This is a genomic window from Streptomyces sp. NPDC001002 (assembly GCF_053599215.1).
The window spans coordinates 164,132-179,660 of sequence record NZ_JBSFLV010000004.1 but is presented as its reverse complement, the minus strand read 5'-3'; the positions used below and the strand labels follow the sequence as shown (position 1 = coordinate 179,660).

At 68.0% G+C, this 15,529-nt stretch carries 14 protein-coding genes; 6 read left to right on the top strand and 8 right to left on the bottom strand.

All coding sequences use genetic code 11. The annotated features are described in order from the left end of the window. Nucleotides 1–78 precede the first annotated feature (78 nt). The 8 genes from ACWDR3_RS04025 to rpmH all read right to left on the bottom strand — a co-directional run bounded on the left by ACWDR3_RS04025 (nucleotide 79) and on the right by rpmH (nucleotide 6,083). Nucleotides 79–1,176, bottom strand: coding sequence for a ParB/RepB/Spo0J family partition protein (locus ACWDR3_RS04025; RefSeq protein WP_450350585.1), 1,098 nt, complete (start codon nucleotides 1,174–1,176; stop codon nucleotides 79–81). Next, the gene (locus tag ACWDR3_RS04020; RefSeq protein WP_280876266.1) at nucleotides 1,173–2,246 is read right to left on the bottom strand and encodes a ParA family protein; all 1,074 of its coding nucleotides are present in this window, start codon (nucleotides 2,244–2,246) and stop codon (nucleotides 1,173–1,175) included. Before ACWDR3_RS04020 ends, ACWDR3_RS04025 begins: the two co-directional genes overlap by 4 nt. A 296-nt stretch (nucleotides 2,247–2,542) precedes the next feature. Beyond that, entirely contained in the window at nucleotides 2,543–3,259 is a 717-nt protein-coding gene (gene rsmG / locus ACWDR3_RS04015) for a 16S rRNA (guanine(527)-N(7))-methyltransferase RsmG (RefSeq protein ID WP_450350583.1), read from the bottom strand. Between the two features lie 116 nt (nucleotides 3,260–3,375). Beyond that, a complete protein-coding gene (locus tag ACWDR3_RS04010) occupies nucleotides 3,376–3,888 on the bottom strand; it encodes a Jag family protein (RefSeq protein ID WP_402356708.1) in 513 nt (170 codons plus the stop codon). A gap of 15 nt (nucleotides 3,889–3,903) precedes the next feature. Continuing rightward, a complete protein-coding gene (yidC, locus tag ACWDR3_RS04005; RefSeq protein ID WP_450350582.1) occupies nucleotides 3,904–5,199 on the bottom strand; it encodes a membrane protein insertase YidC in 1,296 nt (431 codons plus the stop codon). Between the two features lie 3 nt (nucleotides 5,200–5,202). Next, complete coding sequence (gene yidD / locus ACWDR3_RS04000; protein ID WP_402356714.1) at nucleotides 5,203–5,556, bottom strand: membrane protein insertion efficiency factor YidD; 354 nt, start codon at nucleotides 5,554–5,556, stop codon at nucleotides 5,203–5,205. Beyond that, nucleotides 5,553–5,924, bottom strand: coding sequence for a ribonuclease P protein component (rnpA, locus tag ACWDR3_RS03995; RefSeq protein ID WP_079078065.1), 372 nt, complete (start codon nucleotides 5,922–5,924; stop codon nucleotides 5,553–5,555). Before rnpA ends, yidD begins: the two co-directional genes overlap by 4 nt. 21 nt (nucleotides 5,925–5,945) lie before the next feature. Next, nucleotides 5,946–6,083: a 50S ribosomal protein L34 gene (gene rpmH / locus ACWDR3_RS03990; protein WP_006381191.1), complete on the bottom strand. Its 138-nt coding sequence runs from the start codon at nucleotides 6,081–6,083 to the stop codon at nucleotides 5,946–5,948. A 374-nt stretch (nucleotides 6,084–6,457) separates the two neighbouring features. Here rpmH and dnaA point away from each other — a divergent pair, with 374 nt between their 5' ends. The 6 genes from dnaA to gyrB all read left to right on the top strand — a co-directional run bounded on the left by dnaA (nucleotide 6,458) and on the right by gyrB (nucleotide 15,526). Then, nucleotides 6,458–8,368, top strand: a complete 1,911-nt coding sequence (gene dnaA, locus ACWDR3_RS03985) for a chromosomal replication initiator protein DnaA (protein WP_450350580.1) — start codon at nucleotides 6,458–6,460, stop codon at nucleotides 8,366–8,368. An 869-nt stretch (nucleotides 8,369–9,237) separates the two neighbouring features. After that, nucleotides 9,238–10,368: a DNA polymerase III subunit beta gene (gene dnaN / locus ACWDR3_RS03980; protein WP_123998963.1), complete on the top strand. Its 1,131-nt coding sequence runs from the start codon at nucleotides 9,238–9,240 to the stop codon at nucleotides 10,366–10,368. A gap of 140 nt (nucleotides 10,369–10,508) precedes the next feature. Next, nucleotides 10,509–11,384, top strand: coding sequence for a phosphogluconate dehydrogenase (NAD(+)-dependent, decarboxylating) (gene gnd, locus ACWDR3_RS03975; protein WP_401720231.1), 876 nt, complete (start codon nucleotides 10,509–10,511; stop codon nucleotides 11,382–11,384). Nucleotides 11,385–11,435: 51 nt separating this feature from the next. Next, entirely contained in the window at nucleotides 11,436–12,557 is a 1,122-nt protein-coding gene (gene recF / locus ACWDR3_RS03970; RefSeq protein ID WP_450350579.1) for a DNA replication/repair protein RecF, read from the top strand. Next, nucleotides 12,554–13,090, top strand: a complete 537-nt coding sequence (locus ACWDR3_RS03965; RefSeq protein ID WP_450350577.1) for a DUF721 domain-containing protein — start codon at nucleotides 12,554–12,556, stop codon at nucleotides 13,088–13,090. The genes recF and ACWDR3_RS03965 overlap by 4 nt, the downstream gene beginning before the upstream one ends. A 375-nt stretch (nucleotides 13,091–13,465) precedes the next feature. Next, nucleotides 13,466–15,526: a DNA topoisomerase (ATP-hydrolyzing) subunit B gene (gene gyrB, locus ACWDR3_RS03960; RefSeq protein WP_450350575.1), complete on the top strand. Its 2,061-nt coding sequence runs from the start codon at nucleotides 13,466–13,468 to the stop codon at nucleotides 15,524–15,526. Nucleotides 15,527–15,529 lie beyond the last annotated feature (3 nt).

Below are 15,529 nucleotides of genomic sequence, written 5' to 3'. Positions count from 1 at the left end.
GCCGTGTCCGGTAGGTACCGGACACGGCCCGCTCCGGTGGCCGATCGAGCGAAACCACCCGGTCGGCCACGGAGGAACTCAGTCCTCGGACTCCTCTGAATCGTCGTCCAGAAGGCTCTTCTGCAGGACCGGTCCCTCGCCCGGGGCGAGGGAGCTGAGGATCCGCTCAAGGTCTTCCATCGAAGCGAACTCGACAGTGATCTTGCCCTTCTTCTGGCCCAGGTCGACCTTCACCCGCGTCTCGAAGCGGTCCGAGAGACGCCCCGCGAGCTCGGTGAGCGCCGGGGAGACCAGGGCACCGGCCCGCGGTCCCTTGGAGCGCTGAGCCGTCTGCGGACGCGACCCCATCAGGGTCACGATCTCCTCGACCGCCCGGACCGAGAGCCCCTCGGCCACGATGCGGTGAGCCAGCCGGTCCTGCTCCTCCGAGTCGTCCACGGAGAGCAACGCCCGTGCGTGGCCCGCCGAGAGGACTCCTGCCGCGACCCGGCGCTGAACGGCCGGCGACAACTTCAGTAGACGCAGGGTGTTGGAGACCTGCGGGCGGGAGCGACCGATGCGGTCCGCCAGCTGGTCGTGCGTGCAGTTGAAGTCCTTCAGCAACTGGTCGTAGGCGGCGGCCTCTTCCAGCGGGTTCAGCTGTGCGCGGTGCAGGTTCTCCAGGAGGGCGTCCAGGAGGAGCTTCTCGTCGTCCGTGGCCCGCACGATCGCCGGGATCGCTTCAAGCCCCGCCTCACGGCAGGCCCGCCAGCGCCGCTCACCCATGATGAGCTCGTAGTGGGTCGGGCCCGTCTGCCGTACGACGACCGGCTGGAGGAGGCCGACCTCCTTGATGGAGGTGACGAGTTCCTGCAGCGCGTCCTCGTCGAAGACCTCACGCGGCTGACGCGGGTTCGGCGTGATGAAGTCGATGGGGAGTTCCGCGAAGAAGGCACCGATGGGAGGTGCCGGCGTCTCCACGCCGTTGAGGAACGGCTCCTCGGTTTCATGTGAAACAGGCGGCAGCGATGCCACCTTCGCCGCGGCCACACCGCGGTCGGTCGTCAGCAGCGGCACCGACGTCGGCGACGCGGAACCGCTGCCTCCCACCGCGGCGGGAGCCGGCGTCTTCTCCGTCGGGGCAGCGGGGATCAGTGCGCCGAGACCACGGCCCAAACCCCTCCGTCGCTCACTCACTGAATGCCCTCCACCATGCTCGGGTTGCTCTGGGCGCCGATGTGGGCCTGCGTCGGGTCGTAGCTGACGCCGACACCCTTCAGAGCGAGTTCTCGTGCCGCCTCAAGATAAGACAGGGCACCGCTGGACCCTGGATCGTACGTCAGCACCGTCTGCCCGTAGCTCGGTGCCTCGGAGATCCGGACCGAGCGGGGAATGCTCGTCCTCAACACCTCGTCGCCGAAGTGGCTGCGCACCTCGTCGGCGACCTGGGACGCGAGGCGGGTCCGGCCGTCGTACATGGTGAGCAGGATCGTCGATACATGCAGGTTGGGGTTGAGGTGCCCCCGCACCAGGTCGACGTTGCGCAGCAGTTGGCCCAGTCCCTCCAGCGCGTAGTACTCGCACTGGATCGGGATGAGGACCTCCGCGCCGGCCACCAGGGCGTTAACCGTCAGCAGGCCGAGCGAGGGCGGGCAGTCGATGAGGATGTAGTCGAGTGGCTGCTCGTAGGCCTGGATGGCCCGCTGCAGCCTGCTCTCCCGTGCCACCAGCGACACCAGCTCGATCTCCGCACCGGCGAGATCGATCGTGGCGGGGGCACAGAACAGACCCTCGACGTCAGGTACAGGCTGAACGACTTCCGCCAGTGGCCTGCTCTCGACCAGGACGTCATAGATGGACGGGACTTCGGCGTGATGGTCGATCCCCAGCGCAGTGGATGCGTTGCCCTGAGGGTCGAGGTCGATCACCAGGACACGGCCGCCGTGCAGGGCAAGGGAAGCGGCAAGGTTGACGGTCGTCGTCGTCTTGCCCACGCCACCCTTCTGGTTGGCGACCACCATGACGCGTGTCTGCTCGGGACGGGGCAGCCCCTCGCCGGCACGGCCAAGAGCTTCTACAGCCAGTTGGGCAGCACGACCGATCGGAGTGTCGTCCATCGGAGGCGGTGTTTCACGTGAAACATCCTCCCCCATCGACTCGGTACGGGGACCGGGGACCGGATCGGTCATCGGTCCCGCGATGTTGGCGTCGGACCGCAAGGATTCACTCTCCTCGACTTCAGGCTCGCAATGAACAGAGCCTCCCATGTCTTCGGGGTCGTGAACCAGTGAGGCCTGGTGTTCTGTGGAGAAATCCACCTCTGTGGACAACTCCGTGCCCCTGAAGGGGGACGGAGCGTCATCCGAAGCGTCTTCTCTCAGCGAACCTAGGGGTTTTCGGTCGCGCGGTTCCGCGGCGCGGCCCCGGCTGATGATGCCGTGCAACAAGGAGCGACGTTTCACGTGAAACACGATGCACAGCAGTGGTGACCCAAACTGTCGCGACACTCCGGCATGCGTAGGTTTGACAGCTTGTGTGGAGTACGTCTCGTCGTCAGGACGGATCAGCGACGGCGACGTACCCGTCCGGTCCGGGCGGCCTTCGCCTTCTTGGCGGCGAAGCGCACACCACCGGGGCTCTCCCCGACCTCGACCCGCACCACCGTGGACAGCGGATCCACAACTCCGTCGCCCACATGGAGGATCGACGTCTCCACCGCACCGAGCTTGCTCAGCGCCGTGGCGGCCGCCTTCAGCTCCTCCTCGGCGGTGTCGCCCTTGAGGGCGAGCATCTCGCCGTACGGACGAAGGAGCGGGATGCCCCAGCCGGCCAGCCGATCCAGCGGTGCGACGGCGCGAGCCGTCACCACGTGCACGGGCGGCAGCTTGCCCATGACCTCCTCGGCCCGGCCTCGCATGACCGTCACATGGTCCAGGCCCAGCAGTTCGACGACCTCGGTGAGGAAGTTCGTGCGGCGCAGCAGGGGTTCAAGGAGGGTGATCTTCAGGTCCTCCCGGACCAGCGCCAGGGGAATGCCCGGCAGGCCGGCCCCGGAGCCGACGTCGCACACCGTCACGCCCTCGGGTACCACCTCCGAGAGCACAGCACAGTTCAACAGGTGCCGCTCCCACAGCCGGGGCACCTCACGCGGACCGATCAGACCGCGCTGCACGCCCGCCTCGGCTAGCAGCTCCGCGTACCGGACCGCATCCGAGAACCGATCGCCGAACACCTCACGCGCCTGCTCGGGCGCAGGGGGGAGTTCCGCTGCCTCCGTCACGGGGACCGTCCTTCCGTACCGCATCGGCGCACCGAGCGCCGACCACCAGAGCTATCAGGCTGACAAACTTCGGCCCCGTCTGCGCTACAGACGGGGCCGGAGGAACGTAGGACCGATCAGGCGGGAAGAACGACGACGAAGCGCTGGGGCTCCTCGCCCTCGGACTCGCTGCGCAGGCCCGCGGCCTTGACCGCGTCGTGCACGACCTTGCGCTCGAACGGTGTCATCGGGTCGAGCTTCACCGGCTCGCCGGTGTTCTTCACGTCGGAGGCCGCCTTGGCGCCCAGCTCGGAGAGCTCGGCACGCTTCTTGGCCCGGTAGCCGGCGACGTCCAGCATCAGCCGGCTGCGGTCCCCGGTCTCCCGGTGCACGGCGAGGCGCGTGAGCTCCTGGAGCGCCTCCAGCACCTCACCGTCACGGCCGACCAGCTTGTTCAGGTCACGGCCACCCGAGTCGCTGATGATCGAGACAGCGGCGCGGTCGGCCTCGACGTCCATGTCGATGTCGCCGTCGAGGTCGGCGATGTCCAGCAGACCCTCGAGGTAGTCCGCCGCGATCTCACCCTCCTGCTCCAGGCGGGACAGGGTGTCTACACCCTCTGCGGCAGCGGAGGTGGTGCCTTCCGTCACGGGATGGGCTCCTTCTTACTTCTTGGAGGGGGACTTGGGGCGCTGCGGACCGCCCTTGCGCTGCCCGGACTGGGCCTTGCTGCGACCACTCGCGCCGGACTTCGGAGCGGGCTTGTCGGCAGGCTTGGCAGTGGGCTTGGCGTCCTGTGGCTCGTCGGACTTCTCCAGCGACGTCGACGGCGTCGAGGAGGCGGAAGCGGTGGACTCGCCCGTCCTCGGGCCGCCCTGGCGCTGCGCCTTCGACTGGCGCTTGGGCTGCTGGCGCTTGGGAGCACCGCCGGTGGTGGGCGTGCCGTCCTCGGTCAGCGTGGTGGCCTCGGCCTCGCCCTTCGCCACGGTGCCGTCCGCCTGGGCCGCGAGACCCGCCTTGTTCAGCGCGTTGATGAACTTGCGCTCGAACTCGTTACGGTCCCGGCCCTTGGCGACGATCGCCTTAACGATGACCTTCTCGCTCCGCCTGCGGGTCTTGCCGTGGTGCGTGACGTGCTTGGTCAGGCGCTCCAGGTAGGCGGCCTGGGCCTTGGAACCCGGCGTCGGGTTGTTGCGGATGACGTACATCTGCTGGCCCATGGTCCACACGTTGGTGGTCAGCCAGTAGACGAGGACACCGACGGGGAAGTTGATGCCGAAGATGGCGAACATGACGGGGAAGACGTACATCAGCATCTTCTGCTGCTGCATGAACGGCGTCTTCACCGTGGTGTCGACGTTCTTCGTCATCAGCTGGCGCTGCGTGTAGAACTGCGACGCCGACATCATCACGATCATGATCGCGGTGACGACGCGGACATCGGTCAGCGTGGCACCGAGCTGGCCGACCTTGTCGGCGCTGTCGGTGAACTTCGCCGCCAGCGGGGCACCGAAGATGTGCGCCTTACGCGCGCTGGCGAGCAGCGGGTCGTTGATGACGCCGATCGTCTTGCCCGTCGCGATGCCGTTGAGCACGTGGTACAGCGCGAAGAAGAACGGGGACTGCGCCAGGATCGGAAGGCACGAGGAGAGCGGATTGGTGCCCGTCTCCTTGTACAGCTTCATCATCTCTTCGGACTGGCGCTGCTTGTCGTTCTTGTAGCGCTCCTGGATCTTCTTCATCTCGGGCTGCAGCGTCTGCATGGCCCGGGTCGCCTTGATCTGCTTCACGAAGAGCGGGATCAGGCAGATGCGGATCAGGATCACGAGAGACACGATCGACAGGCCCCAGGCCCAGCCCGTATCGGGACCGAAGATCTTCCCGTAGACGGAGTGGAACTGGACGATGACCCAGGAAACGGGTGTCGTGATGAAGCTGAAAAGACTGGCAATCGTGTCCACTAATCATGCTCCTTGGACATGGGACGGGGTCTCGGCGGCCGGGCTCGAAGGAGTCTGTCCCTCGATGGCCTGTTCGGCGGCGGAGGTCCCGCCCTTGCGTGCACGCCGGGCGCCGCGCAGCATTTCGTGCCACCGCGGACGCTTGCGGGGCGGCACATGGTCCACACCGCCCAGCGACCACGGATTGCACCGCAGGATGCGCCAGGCGGTGAGTGCCGTGCCCTTGATCGCACCGTGCCGGTCGATGGCCGTGTAGCCGTAGTGGGAGCACGACGGGTAGTACTTGCACACGGGGCCGAGCAGTGGACTGATCGTCCACTGGTACAGCTTGATCAGTGCAAGCAGTGGGTACTTCATCGCGCGCCCCCTCCCAGCAGCCGCTCCAGGGCGGCATCCAGGTCTCGGGCCAGCTGTGCATGGTCGGCGTCACCCGCACCGGGCAGCGCTCGTACGACTACCAGGCTACCGGGGGGCAGCAGGGCGACTCGATCGCGCATCAGGTGACGCAGCCTGCGCTTCACCTTGTTGCGCACCACCGCACCGCCCACGGCCTTGCTCACGACGAAACCCGCACGCGTCGGGGGAGCGCTCTCCCCTGGCGCGTGCGGGTCCGTTGCACCGCTACGAAGATGGACGACTAGGGACGGACGTCCGGCCCGGCGCCCTCGTCGTACCGCGGTCGCGAAGTCCTCGCGCCGCCTCAGCCGGTTCTCGGTGGGCAGCACGACGGCATGACCTGACCGGGATCAGGCGGACAGGCTGGCGCGACCCTTGCCACGACGGTTCGCGAGAATCGCGCGGCCGGCACGGGTACGCATCCGCAGGCGGAAGCCGTGGGTCTTGGCGCGGCGACGGTTGTTCGGCTGGAAGGTGCGCTTGCTCACTCGGGGGCTCCAGAAATCAATCGGTGTTGGCGGGTGCCGTCCTGGCTGTCACCGTGCGCCCACGAGAAGCTCGCGTCACGCCCGATTGCACCGCTTCCCGATCACCTTCAGCGATCTGTGCCCATCGGAGGCAGGCGGCAGCAGCCATCGACAACTCGACCTGGTTACGGTACGCGCGGCTGAGCCATCCGGTCAAACCAGGGGGCCTCAGGAGACACTATCCACAGCCTGGGGACAACAACTTGAACCGCACCCGTCGCCCTGACTACCGTGGCTGGACTCCGATTCGTTCCCTTGTCCCCACCGCCACCCCATTTACCACCCGATCCGTCCCGCAACCACACGTTCGTGGGACCCACGAGAGAGCGTGCCCTGTGGCTGACGTGCCTGCCGATCTTGCCGCAGTGTGGCCACGAGTACTGGAGCAGCTCCTCGGTGAGGGCCGTGCGCAGGGGGTCGAGGCAAAGGACGAGCACTGGATCCGGCGCTGCCAGCCCCTCGCGCTGGTGGCCGACACCGCCCTGCTCGCCGTACCGAACGAGTTTGCGAAGGGGGTCCTCGAAGGACGCCTCGCACCCATCGTCGCCGAATCCCTGACCCGCGAGTGCGGCCGCCCGATCCGGATCGCGATCACCGTCGACGACTCCGCGGGCGAGCCTCCCGGCCCGCCGGCCCCACCGCCCCGCCCCCAGCAGCGCTACGAGGAGCCCGAGCTCTCCTCCGGCCAGTACGAGGGCTACGGCCGCCACCGCGCCGACGACCGCCGCTCGAACCGGCCCGACCAGCTGCCCGGCGCCCCGAGCGACCAGCTGCCCACCGCGCGCCCCGCCTACCCCTCCGAGTACCAGCGCCCCGAGCCCGGCGGCTGGCCGCGCCCGTCCCAGGACGAGTACAGCTGGCAGCAGCCGCGACTCGGCTTCCCCGAGCGCGACCCCTATGCCTCGCCGTCCCAGGACAACTACGGCCAGCAGCAGGAGCCGTACAACCCGCAGGACTCCTACGCGCCGCCCTCCCAGGACTACCGCCCGCAGTCGATGGAGCGTCCGCCCTACGACGGTCAGCGCTCCGAGTACGACCAGCCGCGCCCCGACTACGACGCGCCCCGGTCCGACTACGACCAGCGCGACGGCCGCCGGGACCGGTCCGAGCCGCCGTCGAACTCCGGGCACGGCCACCGCGGCGGTTCCATGAACTCCGGCGCCCCGGGTCCGCTGGCCGCGCAGCCCGCGCCGGCGACCCGCCCCGGCGAGCCGACCGCGCGCCTGAATCCGAAGTACCTCTTCGACACGTTCGTCATCGGCGCCTCCAACCGCTTCGCGCACGCGGCCGCGGTGGCCGTCGCCGAGGCGCCGGCGAAGGCGTACAACCCCCTGTTCATCTATGGGGAGTCGGGGCTCGGCAAGACGCACCTGCTGCACGCGATCGGACACTACGCGCGGAGCCTCTACCCGGGCACGCGCGTGCGGTACGTGAGCTCGGAGGAGTTCACCAACGAGTTCATCAACTCCATCCGCGACGGCAAGGGCGACAGCTTCCGCAAGCGGTACCGCGAGATGGACATCCTTCTTGTCGACGACATCCAGTTCCTCGCGGACAAGGAGTCGACGCAGGAGGAGTTCTTCCACACCTTCAACACGCTCCACAACGCGAACAAGCAGATCGTGCTCTCCAGCGACCGGCCGCCCAAGCAGCTGGTGACGCTGGAGGACCGGCTGCGGAACCGTTTCGAGTGGGGACTCATCACCGACGTCCAGCCGCCGGAGCTGGAGACGCGTATCGCGATCCTCCGTAAGAAGGCGGTGCAGGAGCAGCTCAATGCCCCGCCGGAGGTCCTGGAGTTCATCGCGTCCCGCATCTCGCGCAACATCCGCGAGCTGGAGGGCGCGCTGATCCGGGTGACGGCGTTCGCGTCGCTCAACCGGCAGCCGGTGGACCTGGGCCTGACGGAGATCGTCCTCAAGGACCTGATCCCCGGCGGCGAGGACTCGGCCCCCGAGATCACCTCGACGGCCATCATGAGCGCGACCGCCGACTACTTCGGGCTCACCGTCGAGGACCTGTGCGGCACCTCGCGCGGCCGCGCCCTGGTGACGGCACGGCAGATCGCCATGTACCTGTGCCGTGAGCTGACCGACCTGTCACTGCCGAAGATCGGCGCGCTGTTCGGCGGCCGCGACCACACCACCGTCATGCACGCGGACCGCAAGATCCGCAATCTGATGGCCGAGCGGCGCTCCATCTACAACCAGGTGACCGAGCTGACGAACCGCATCAAGAACGGCTGACAGCCGCGCCGACGGCTCGCTGAGGGCGCCCCGGGACGAGTTCCCGGGGCGCCCTTCTTCGTGTCGCGGCAACCTGCTGGGCAACCCGCTGTTCGAATACGGGCCGCGTTACGGCCTCTCTCCACAGATTCGGTGACTTTCTGCCGTCCACACCCTGGGGACCCAGGAGTTGTCCAGATCGTGTCCACAGGCGCCGCTGCCGAAAGACCGTCAGGCCAGGTCAGGTGCCTGTGGATTAGTGGACGAAGGATCTCCACAGACTGTGGACAGCCGAATGATCCACAAGCTGTGCACGAAGTTGTCCACCGACAACCCACAGGCCAGGGCCGGTTGTCCCCAGCGATCACCAGCTTCTCCACATCTCTGTCCACTGTTCGGCAACGCGACGCGCCTGATCACCGGGTCGAGTGAAAGGCGTCACACGAAGGTGCCGGGTTGGGCTGTGGGAAACGTGGGTAAAGCTGGGGACGGCGCTGGGGAGAAGTGCCCCTCGGCTGTGCACGGAGTGTGCAGAACTTTCCGTTCTCCACAGAAGCGCCCGGTTGTCCACCGCCTCCGCCCACAGGGCCAGTGGACAAAATTCCCGCTCTGAGCTGGGAAAACGAGGTTATCCACGGTTTCCACAGGCCCTACTACTACTAGCAACTAGAGAGAGCTGGGAAACCGTTTCGAAGTGGGTCCTGTGCACAACTCGCTGTCTCGCTCCCGACTGCCCCTCGTCACGACTTGACCCCGAGAGGCACCTACTGTCAGTGGGGTGCGTCAGACTGTTCCCCGGTGTCCTTCCCTTCACAGGGGCTGACAACACCGAGACAGACGACGAAGCCAGGCAGGCCGAGAAGCGCCGGCAACAGCAGGAGGCGGCAACAGTGAAGATCCGGGTGGAACGCGACGTACTCGCGGAGGCAGTTGCCTGGGCGGCACGCAGCCTCCCGGCCCGTCCGCCGGCGCCTGTCCTCGCCGGCCTTCTGCTGAAGGCCGAGGACGGCCAGCTGAGCCTGTCCAGCTTCGACTACGAGGTCTCCGCACGCGTGTCGGTGGAGACCGAGGTCGAGGAAGAGGGCACGGTCCTGGTCTCCGGCCGCCTGCTCGCGGACATCTGCCGCGCGCTGCCCAACCGCCCGGTGGAGATTTCCACAGACGGTGTACGGGCGACGGTGGTCTGCGGCTCCTCCCGCTTCACCCTCCACACCCTGCCTGTGGAGGAGTACCCGGCGCTGCCGCAGATGCCGAACGCGACGGGCACGGTCCCCGGCGAGGTCTTCGCGGCCGCCGCCGCCCAGGTGGCCATCGCCGCCGGACGCGACGACACGCTGCCCGTGCTCACCGGTGTGCGCATCGAGATCGAGGGCGACACGGTCACGCTGGCCTCCACCGACCGCTACCGCTTCGCGGTCCGCGAGTTCCTGTGGAAACCGGAGAACCCTGAGGCGTCCGCGGTCGCCCTGGTGCCCGCCAAGACGCTCCTGGACACCGCCAAGGCCCTCACGAGCGGCGACAGCGTGATCCTGGCGCTGTCCGGCTCCGGCGCGGGCGAGGGCCTCATCGGCTTCGAGGGCGCGGGCCGCCGTACGACGACCCGGCTCCTGGAGGGCGACCTCCCGAAGTACCGCTCGCTGTTCCCGACGGAGTTCAACTCCATCGCCGTGATCGAGACCGCCCCCTTCGTGGAGGCCGTCAAGCGCGTGGCCCTGGTCGCCGAGCGCAACACCCCGGTGCGGCTCAGCTTCGAGCAGGGCGTGCTGATCCTGGAGGCCGGCTCCAGCGACGACGCACAGGCTGTGGAAAGGGTCGACGCCCAGCTGGAGGGCGACGACGTGTCGATCGCCTTCAACCCGACGTTCCTGCTGGACGGCCTCAGCGCCATCGACTCCCCGGTCGCCCAGCTGTCGTTCACGACGTCCACCAAGCCCGCGCTGCTCAGCGGCAAGCCGGCGCTGGACGCCGAGGCGGACGAGGCCTACAAGTACCTGATCATGCCGGTGCGGCTGAGCGGCTGATCAAGCCTTCGGAAACCCGCAGGTCGGGGCGTACGTTTGAGCGCGTATGCCCACAGGTGTGCGTGAGCGTCCGGGTTTAGGCTCGGACGTGGGTGCGAACAAGCGCCCCACACGACACTCGGCAACCTAAGGAACAACTGATGGAGCTCGGTCTCGTCGGCCTCGGCAAGATGGGCGGCAACATGCGCGAGCGGATCCGCCGCGCAGGCCACACCGTCGTCGGATTCGACCGCAACCCGGACCTCGCCGATGTCCACAGCCTGGAAGAGCTTGTGGGCAAACTCCAAGGCCCGCGCGTGGTCTGGGTGATGGTCCCGGCCGGTGCCCCCACCCAGTCGACCGTCGACGAACTGGCCGAGCTCCTGGAGCCGGGCGATGTCGTCGTGGACGGCGGCAACTCCCGCTGGACGGACGACGAGAAGCACGCCGAGGAACTGGCCGCCAAGGGCATCGGATTCGTCGACTGCGGCGTCTCCGGGGGCGTCTGGGGCCTGGAGAACGGCTATGCGCTGATGTACGGCGGCGACGCGGAGAACGTCGCCAAGGTGCAGCCGGTCTTCGACGCCCTCAAGCCCGAGGGCGAGTTCGGCTCCGTGCACGCCGGCAAGGTCGGCGCCGGGCACTTCGCCAAGATGGTCCACAACGGCATCGAGTACGCGATGATGCAGGCCTACGCCGAGGGCTGGGAGCTGCTGGAGAAGGTCGACTCCGTCACGGACGTGCGCGAGGTCTTCCGCTCCTGGCAGGAGGGCACGGTGATCCGGTCCTGGCTGCTTGACCTCGCGGTGAACGCGCTCGACGGCGACGAGCACCTCGACAAGCTCAAGGGCTACGCACAGGACTCCGGCGAGGGCCGCTGGACCGTGGAGGCCGCCATCGACAACGCGGTGCCGTTGCCGACGATCACCGCGTCGCTGTTCGCGCGGTTCGCCTCCCGCCAGGACGACTCGCCCCAGATGAAGATGATCGCGGCGCTGCGCAACCAGTTCGGCGGCCACGCGGTCGAGACGAAGTAATCCACAGGGCTGCCCGGCAGTCCACAACCCGGGGGAGGTCGGCGAACGACCATGCACGTCACGCATCTGTCGCTGGCCGACTTCCGCTCGTACGCCGGGGTCGAGGTCCCGCTCGACCCCGGCGTCACCGCCTTCGTGGGCCCCAACGGGCAGGGCAAGACGAACCTCGTCGAGGCCGTCGGCTATCTCGCCACCCTCGGCAGCCACCGCGTCTCCTCCGACGCCCCCCTGGTGCGCATGGGCGCCGAACGCGCGGTCATCCGGGCGCAGGTCAGACAGGGCGAGCGGCAGCAGCTGATCGAGCTGGAGCTGAACCCTGGCCGCGCCAACCGCGCCCGTATCAACCGCTCTTCGCAGGTCAGGCCGCGTGACGTGCTCGGCATCGTGCGGACCGTGCTGTTCGCGCCCGAGGACCTCGCCCTGGTCAAGGGCGACCCCGGCGAGCGCCGCCGTTTCCTCGACGAGCTGATCACCGCCCGCTCCCCGCGCATGGCCGGCGTCCGCTCCGACTACGAGCGTGTTCTCAAGCAGCGCAACACGCTCCTCAAGAGCGCGGCCCTGGCCCGACGGCACGGCGGCCGCTCCATGGACCTGTCGACGCTGGACGTCTGGGACCAGCATCTCGCGCGCGTGGGCGCCGAGTTGCTCGCCCAGCGCCTGGACCTGATCGCGGCCGTCCAGCCGCTCACCGACAAGGCGTACGAGCAACTGGCGCCCGGCGGCGGCCCGATCGCGCTGGAGTACAAGCCGTCCGCGCCCGGTGAGGCACACACGCGTGAGGATCTCTACGAGCAGCTCATGGGGGCGCTCGCGGAGGCGCGCAAGCAGGAGATCGAGCGGGGCATCACCCTCGTAGGACCCCATCGGGACGATCTGGTGCTCAAGCTCGGGCAGTTGCCGGCCAAGGGGTACGCCTCGCACGGGGAGTCCTGGTCCTATGCGCTGGCGCTGCGGCTGGCGTCGTACGACCTGTTGCGGGCCGAGGGCAATGAGCCGGTGCTGGTGCTCGACGACGTGTTCGCCGAGCTGGACACCCGGCGGCGGGAGCGGCTGGCGGAGCTGGTCGCGCCCGGGGAGCAGGTGCTGGTGACGGCCGCGGTCGACGACGACGTACCGCATGTGCTGGCGGGGACGCGGTTCTCCGTGGCGGACGGGGCGGTGGAGCGCGTATGACCGACGAAGAGCCTGTCGTCCCCGAGAAGGCCGCCGAGCCGTCCGGTGTCGACCTCGCGCGCGTGGCGCTCAGGGCGGCGAAGGAACAGGCACGCGCGCGTGGGGACGCGGCGCGGCAGAAGAAGCAGGCGCGGCGCGGGGGCCTGCGCTCCGGCGCGCGCGCCGACGGTCGCGACCCCATGGCGTTCGGTGCGGCGATCAACCGGCTGATCACCGAGCGCGGCTGGGAGGCCCCGGCCGCGGTGGGCGGGGTGATGGGCCGCTGGCCGCAGATCGTCGGCGAGGACGTGGCCAAGCACTGTGTGCCGGAGCGGTACGACGAGGACGAGCAGGTGCTGGTCGTGCGCTGCGACTCGACGGCCTGGGCGACGAATCTGCGCCTGCTGGCGCCCACCCTGGTGGCCCGGCTGAACGAGGATCTCGGGCACGGCACGGTGAAGGTGATCAAGGTGCTCGGGCCCGGCGGGCCCGCCCGGAACTACGGTCCGCTGCGCGCTCCGGGCAGCAAGGGACCCGGCGACACCTATGGGTGACTGACATCACATATGTGGGTGCGTGACGGCCGGCTCGCGCAACGGCACACGGTTGCGAATCGCGATCTGACTCCCAAGTAGCCAAGGGTTGACAGCCGGAAGCGCTGAGTGCCGCTGTGAGCCTCTTGGAGCCCCGCTCCGTATATGGGGACCCGGAAGACGCCGGTTGAGGGCGGCACATGAGGACTCAGGTACCGGCAAACCCCCATCACTGTCGGTGCTACCGGTAGACTGGGAGCTAATCCCGCCCCACTGATGGGGACCGCCCGGGAAAAGCTGAGCAACGCTGATCAAGGCTTACCAACGCAACATGCCGCAGCCGCTCCGGCAACCCGCCGACGAGCCTGGCTGGTGCTGTGCCAGAAAGGGCGCTTCGTGGCCGATTCCGGCAACCCCAACGAGAACATCCCGTCCAGCGACGCCGACGAGAACGGCGCGGTGACCTCGTCGAACGGTGAGGTCACCGCCTCGTACGACGCCAGCGCCATCACCGTCCTCGAGGGTCTGGACGCGGTCCGCAAGCGACCCGGTATGTACATCGGTTCGACCGGTGAGCGAGGTCTGCACCACCTCGTGCAGGAAGTCGTCGACAACTCCGTCGACGAGGCGCTGGCCGGGCACGCGGACACCATCGACGTGACGATCCTGGCCGACGGTGGTGTGCGCGTCGTCGACAACGGCCGTGGCATCCCGGTGGGCATCGTCCCGTCCGAGGGCAAGCCCGCCGTCGAGGTCGTGCTGACGGTGCTGCACGCGGGCGGCAAGTTCGGTGGCGGCGGCTACGCGGTCTCCGGTGGTCTGCACGGCGTGGGCGTCTCCGTGGTGAACGCGCTGTCCAGCAAGGTCGCCGTCGAGGTCAAGACCGACGGCCACCGCTGGACGCAGGACTACAAGCTGGGCGTCCCCACCGCCCCGCTCGCGCAGCACGAGGCCACGGACGAGACCGGTACGTCGGTCACCTTCTGGGCCGACCCGGACGTCTTCGAGACCACCGAGTACTCCTTCGAGACGCTCTCGCGGCGCTTCCAGGAGATGGCGTTCCTCAACAAGGGTTTGACGATCAAACTCACTGACGAGCGCGAGGTGGCGAAGGCCACGGTCGGTGCCGACGAGGCGGGTGCGGACGAGAAGGACGAGGTCAAGTCCGTCACGTACCACTACGAGGGCGGCATCGTCGACTACGTGAAGTACCTCAACTCCCGCAAGGGAGAGGTGGTGCATCCGACGATCATCGACCTGGAGGCCGAGGACAAGGACAAGAGCCTGTCCCTCGAGGTCGCCATGCAGTGGAACAGCGGTTACAGCGAGGGTGTGTACTCCTTCGCCAACATCATCCACACGCACGAGGGCGGTACGCACGAAGAGGGCTTCCGGGCCGCGCTGACGTCGCTGATCAACAAGTACGCGCGCGACAAGAAGCTGCTCCGCGAGAAGGACGACAACCTCACGGGCGACGACATCCGCGAGGGTCTGACCGCGATCATCTCGGTGAAGCTGGCCGAGCCGCAGTTCGAGGGCCAGACCAAGACCAAGCTCGGCAACACCGAGGCGAAGACCTTCGTGCAGAAGGCGGTCTACGAGCACCTCAACGACTGGCTGGACCGCAACCCGAACGAGGCCGCGGACATCATCCGCAAGGGCATCCAGGCCGCCACCGCGCGCGTGGCCGCCCGCAAGGCCCGCGACCTCACCCGTCGCAAGGGCCTCCTCGAGACCGCGTCCCTGCCGGGCAAGCTGTCCGACTGCCAGTCCAACGACCCCACCAAGTGCGAGATCTTCATCGTCGAGGGTGACTCCGCCGGCGGCTCGGCCAAGTCCGGCCGGAACCCGCAGTACCAGGCGATCCTCCCGATCCGAGGCAAGATCCTCAACGTCGAGAAGGCCAGGATCGACAAGATCCTGCAGAACCAGGAGATCCAGGCACTGATCTCCGCCTTCGGCACCGGGGTCCACGAGGACTTCGACATCGCCAGGCTGCGCTATCACAAGATCATCCTGATGGCGGACGCCGACGTCGACGGACAGCACATCAGCACCCTGCTGCTGACCTTCCTGTTCCGCTTCATGCGGCCGCTGGTCGAGGCCGGGCACGTGTTCCTGTCGCGTCCCCCGCTGTACAAGATCAAGTGGGGCCGTGACGACTTCGAGTACGCGTACTCGGACCGTGAGCGCGACGCGCTGATCGAGCTGGGCCGGCAGAGCGGCAAGCGGATCAAGGAAGACTCGATCCAGCGCTTCAAGGGCCTCGGCGAGATGAACGCCGAGGAGCTGCGCGTCACCACGATGGACCAGGAGCACCGTGTCCTCGGCCAGGTCACCCTGGACGACGCCGCGCAGGCCGACGACCTGTTCTCGGTCCTGATGGGCGAGGACGTCGAGGCGCGCCGCCAGTTCATCCAGCGCAACGCCAAGGACGTCCGCTTCCTCGACATCTGAGTC